Source organism: Curtobacterium sp. MCBD17_032, assembly GCF_003234855.1.
GTDB lineage: Bacteria > Actinomycetota > Actinomycetes > Actinomycetales > Microbacteriaceae > Curtobacterium.
In genome coordinates, this window is record NZ_QKTO01000024.1 from 1 (window position 1) to 5,544 (window position 5,544).

Sequence of the window (5,544 nt, forward strand, 5' to 3'; positions counted from 1 at the left end):
TCTGGTCCTTGAGAACTCAACAGCGTGCACATTGTCAATGCCAATTTTATTGACCTCGTGCCTGGTCGGTTTTTTCCGGTCGGGTCATGAAGCAATTCCTTTTGGATTGAAGATTGTCAGTAGACAGTCAACAGTCAAGATCAACTCGCTGACGCTTTCGGGTGTTGGTTGTAATTTTTTACGGAGAGTTTGATCCTGGCTCAGGACGAACGCTGGCGGCGTGCTTAACACATGCAAGTCGAACGATGATCAGGAGCTTGCTCCTGTGATTAGTGGCGAACGGGTGAGTAACACGTGAGTAACCTGCCCCTGACTCTGGGATAAGCGTTGGAAACGACGTCTAATACTGGATATGACTACTGGTCGCATGGCCTGGTGGTGGAAAGATTTTTTGGTTGGGGATGGACTCGCGGCCTATCAGCTTGTTGGTGAGGTAATGGCTCACCAAGGCGACGACGGGTAGCCGGCCTGAGAGGGTGACCGGCCACACTGGGACTGAGACACGGCCCAGACTCCTACGGGAGGCAGCAGTGGGGAATATTGCACAATGGGCGAAAGCCTGATGCAGCAACGCCGCGTGAGGGATGACGGCCTTCGGGTTGTAAACCTCTTTTAGTAGGGAAGAAGCGAAAGTGACGGTACCTGCAGAAAAAGCACCGGCTAACTACGTGCCAGCAGCCGCGGTAATACGTAGGGTGCAAGCGTTGTCCGGAATTATTGGGCGTAAAGAGCTCGTAGGCGGTTTGTCGCGTCTGCTGTGAAATCCCGAGGCTCAACCTCGGGCTTGCAGTGGGTACGGGCAGACTAGAGTGCGGTAGGGGAGATTGGAATTCCTGGTGTAGCGGTGGAATGCGCAGATATCAGGAGGAACACCGATGGCGAAGGCAGATCTCTGGGCCGTAACTGACGCTGAGGAGCGAAAGCATGGGGAGCGAACAGGATTAGATACCCTGGTAGTCCATGCCGTAAACGTTGGGCGCTAGATGTAGGGACCTTTCCACGGTTTCTGTGTCGTAGCTAACGCATTAAGCGCCCCGCCTGGGGAGTACGGCCGCAAGGCTAAAACTCAAAGGAATTGACGGGGGCCCGCACAAGCGGCGGAGCATGCGGATTAATTCGATGCAACGCGAAGAACCTTACCAAGGCTTGACATACACCGGAAACGGCCAGAGATGGTCGCCCCCTTGTGGTCGGTGTACAGGTGGTGCATGGTTGTCGTCAGCTCGTGTCGTGAGATGTTGGGTTAAGTCCCGCAACGAGCGCAACCCTCGTTCTATGTTGCCAGCGCGTTATGGCGGGGACTCATAGGAGACTGCCGGGGTCAACTCGGAGGAAGGTGGGGATGACGTCAAATCATCATGCCCCTTATGTCTTGGGCTTCACGCATGCTACAATGGCCGGTACAAAGGGCTGCGATACCGTAAGGTGGAGCGAATCCCAAAAAGCCGGTCTCAGTTCGGATTGAGGTCTGCAACTCGACCTCATGAAGTCGGAGTCGCTAGTAATCGCAGATCAGCAACGCTGCGGTGAATACGTTCCCGGGCCTTGTACACACCGCCCGTCAAGTCATGAAAGTCGGTAACACCCGAAGCCGGTGGCCTAACCCTTGTGGAAGGAGCCGTCGAAGGTGGGATCGGTGATTAGGACTAAGTCGTAACAAGGTAGCCGTACCGGAAGGTGCGGCTGGATCACCTCCTTTCTAAGGAGCATCTGGCATCCTGCGCTTCCTGTTTGGGGGGTGTGGTGGTGTCCAGGCGCCGGATCGAGACGAACGTTCTCGCCGGTAGCTCATGGGTGGAACATTGACAGTGCAGTCGGGAGCGCGGTTCCCGGTCCTAGTACGCCAGTTCGCTGGTTGGAGGGGGTCGGGGGTGAGCGGGTCGGCTGGTGCACGTTGTTGGGTCCTGAGGGACCAGGCTTCCTGTTCGGGGGAGTGTCCGTGATGGGTGCTCTGTTCGGGTGGGGGTTGGGCCTGCGGGTCCTTCGTTGGGTCATCTGAGATCACGCCGGTTGGTGTGGTGGTGGGTGGTGCCGATCGTATGTTGAGAACTACACAGTGGACGCGAGCATCTTTAGATTCGCGTCATCGATGATCGTCAGCCTTCGGGTTGGTGTGAGTTGTGGCGTTGGATCGCAATTTTAATCTTTGTGGTCAAGTTTCTAAGAGCAAACGGTGGATGCCTTGGCATCTGGAGCCGAAGAAGGACGTAGAAATCTGCGATAAGCCTCGGGGAGCTGATAATCGAGCTGTGAGCCGAGGATTTCCGAATGGGGAAACCCCGCTAGGCGCTTTTGTGACCTGGTGACTCCCGCCTGAATATATAGGGCGGGTAGAGGGAACGTGGGGAAGTGAAACATCTCAGTACCCACAGGAAGAGAAAACAACATGTGATTCCGTGAGTAGTGGCGAGCGAAAACGGATGAGGCTAAACCGATCATGTGTGATAGCCGGCGGGCGTTGCATGGTCGGGGTTGTGGGACACGTCGCTCAGTTCTGCCGGACTGGGGCGGTTACAGCGCATCATAGTCGAACCGGTTTGAAAGCCGGGCCGTAGTGGGTGCCAGCCCCGTAGACGAAATGGTGTTATGGCCGGATGTGTATCCCAAGTAGCACGGGGCCCGAGAAATCCCGTGTGAATCTGTCAGGACCACCTGATAAGCCTAAATACTCCCAGATGACCGATAGCGGACAAGTACCGTGAGGGAAAGGTGAAAAGTACCCCGGGAGGGGAGTGAAATAGTACCTGAAACCGTTTGCTTACAAACCGTCGGAGCCTCCTTGTAGGGGTGACGGCGTGCCTTTTGAAGAATGAGCCTGCGAGTTAGCGATATGTGGCGAGGTTAACCCGTGTGGGGTAGCCGTAGCGAAAGCGAGTCTGAATAGGGCGATTCAGTCGCATGTCCTAGACCCGAAGCGAAGTGATCTATCCATGGCCAGGTTGAAGCGACGGTAAGACGTCGTGGAGGACCGAACCCACTTCAGTTGAAAATGGAGGGGATGAGCTGTGGATAGGGGTGAAAGGCCAATCAAACTTCGTGATAGCTGGTTCTCTCCGAAATGCATTTAGGTGCAGCGTTGCGTGTTTCTCGCCGGAGGTAGAGCTACTGGATGGCCGATGGGCCTCAACAGGTTACTGACGTCAGCCAAACTCCGAATGCCGGTGAGTGAGAGCGCAGCAGTGAGACGGTGGGGGATAAGCTTCATCGTCGAGAGGGAAACAACCCAGACTACCAACTAAGGCCCCTAAGCGTGTGCTAAGTGGGAAAGGATGTGGAGTTGCACAGACAACCAGGAGGTTGGCTTAGAAGCAGCCACCCTTGAAAGAGTGCGTAATAGCTCACTGGTCAAGTGATTCCGCGCCGACAATGTAACGGGGCTCAAGCACACCGCCGAAGTTGTAGATTTCGCACACTCGACAAGCCTTCGTGGTTCAGTCGTGCGGAGTGGTAGGAGAGCGTCGTGTGGCGAGTGAAGCGGCGGAGTGATCCAGCCGTGGACGCCACACGAGTGAGAATGCAGGCATGAGTAGCGAAAGACGGGTGAGAAACCCGTCCTCCGAAAGACCAAGGGTTCCAGGGCCAGGTTAATCCGCCCTGGGTAAGTCGGGACCTAAGGCGAGGCCGACAGGCGTAGTCGATGGACAACGGGTTGATATTCCCGTACCGGCGAACAACCGCCCAAGCTAATCCAGTGGTGCTAAGAGTCCTAACCCGGCACTTGTTGATCCCTTCGGGGTGAGACGGGCCGGTCTAACGCTCGACCCCATGCTGGTGCGGTTAGCGTATGAACAGGTGTGACGCAGGAAGGTAGCTGAGCCAGGCGATGGTATCCGTAAGGTGAACCTGGTGTAAGGATGTAGGGCTGACGATAGGCAAATCCGTCGTCTGTGTGCCTGAGATCCGACGCGTACCCGTAAGGGGAAATCAGTGATCCTATGCTGCCGAGAAAAGCATCGACGCGAGGTTGCAGCCGCCCGTACCCGAAACCGACTCAGGTGGTCAGGTAGAGAATACCAAGGAGATCGAGATAATCGTGGTTAAGGAACTCGGCAAAATGCCCCCGTAACTTCGGGAGAAGGGGGGCCGGACACGTGACCGGATTCACTCCGTGAGCGTTGAAGGCCGCAGAGACCAGTGGGAAGCGACTGTTTACTAAAAACACAGGTCCGTGCGAAGTCGCAAGACGATGTATACGGACTGACGCCTGCCCGGTGCTGGAAGGTTAAGAGGAAGGGTCAGCCTCACGGCGAAGCTCTGAATTTAAGCCCCAGTAAACGGCGGTGGTAACTATAACCATCCTAAGGTAGCGAAATTCCTTGTCGGGTAAGTTCCGACCTGCACGAATGGCGTAACGACTTCCCAGCTGTCTCAACCGCGAACTCGGCGAAATTGCACTACGAGTAAAGATGCTCGTTACGCGCAGCAGGACGGAAAGACCCCGTGACCTTTACTATAGTTTGGTATTGGTGTTCGGAGTGGCTTGTGTAGGATAGGTGGGAGACTGTGAAGCGGGCACGCTAGTGTTCGTGGAGTCATTGTTGAAATACCACTCTGGTCACTTTGGATGTCTAACGTAGGACCCTGATCGGGTTCATGGACAGTGCCTGATGGGTAGTTTAACTGGGGCGGTTGCCTCCCAAAGAGTAACGGAGGCGCCCAAAGGTTCCCTCAACCTGGTTGGCAATCAGGTGGCGAGTGTAAGTGCACAAGGGAGCTTGACTGTGAGACTGACAGGTCGAGCAGGGACGAAAGTCGGGACTAGTGATCCGGCAGTGGCTTGTGGAAGCGCTGTCGCTCAACGGATAAAAGGTACCTCGGGGATAACAGGCTGATCTTGCCCAAGAGTCCATATCGACGGCATGGTTTGGCACCTCGATGTCGGCTCGTCGCATCCTGGGGCTGGAGTAGGTCCCAAGGGTTGGGCTGTTCGCCCATTAAAGCGGTACGCGAGCTGGGTTTAGAACGTCGTGAGACAGTTCGGTCCCTATCCGCTGCGCGCGTTGGAAATTTGAGAAGATCTATCCCTAGTACGAGAGGACCGGGATGGACGAACCTCTGGTGTGTCAGTTGTTCTGCCAAGGGCACCGCTGATTAGCTACGTTCGGACCGGATAACCGCTGAAAGCATCTAAGCGGGAAGCCGTCTTCGAGATGAGATTTCCATGCACCTTGAGTGTGAGAGGCTCCCAGCAGACTACTGGGTTGATAGGCCGGATGTGGAAGCGGGGACTAACGACCCGTGGAGCTGACCGGTACTAATAAGCCGAAGACTTGACACACACTTTTTACCTGCACCATTCGTGGTGTGGGGCTCGCGTCCACTTTGTGGTTCCCGACAGACGATCGGGAACAACTGAAACTGAACACCGCGCATGCGCGGAACGGTTTCGAAGCTTCCCTGTTGGAGTGTCGAAATTGTTCCGGTGGTCATAGCGAGAGGGAAACGCCCGGTCACATTCCGAACCCGGAAGCTAAGCCTCTCAGCGCCGATGGTACTGCAAGGGGGACCTTGTGGGAGAGTAGGACGCCGCCGGACTCCTTTTCA

3 rRNA genes are annotated in these 5,544 nt (G+C 55.7%); all 3 read left to right on the forward strand.

Features of this window, described 5'->3' with window-relative positions:
- The first annotated feature begins 177 nt into the window (after positions 1 to 177).
- Positions 178 to 1,699 (forward strand): 16S ribosomal RNA (locus DEI91_RS15800).
- Positions 1,700 to 2,150: 451 nt separating this feature from the next.
- Positions 2,151 to 5,278 (forward strand): 23S ribosomal RNA (locus tag DEI91_RS15805).
- A 140-nt stretch (positions 5,279 to 5,418) separates the two neighbouring features.
- Positions 5,419 to 5,535, forward strand: a 5S ribosomal RNA gene (rrf, locus tag DEI91_RS15810).
- The 16S, 23S and 5S rRNA genes sit together here, the layout of an rRNA operon.
- The last annotated feature ends 9 nt before the right edge of the window (positions 5,536 to 5,544 follow it).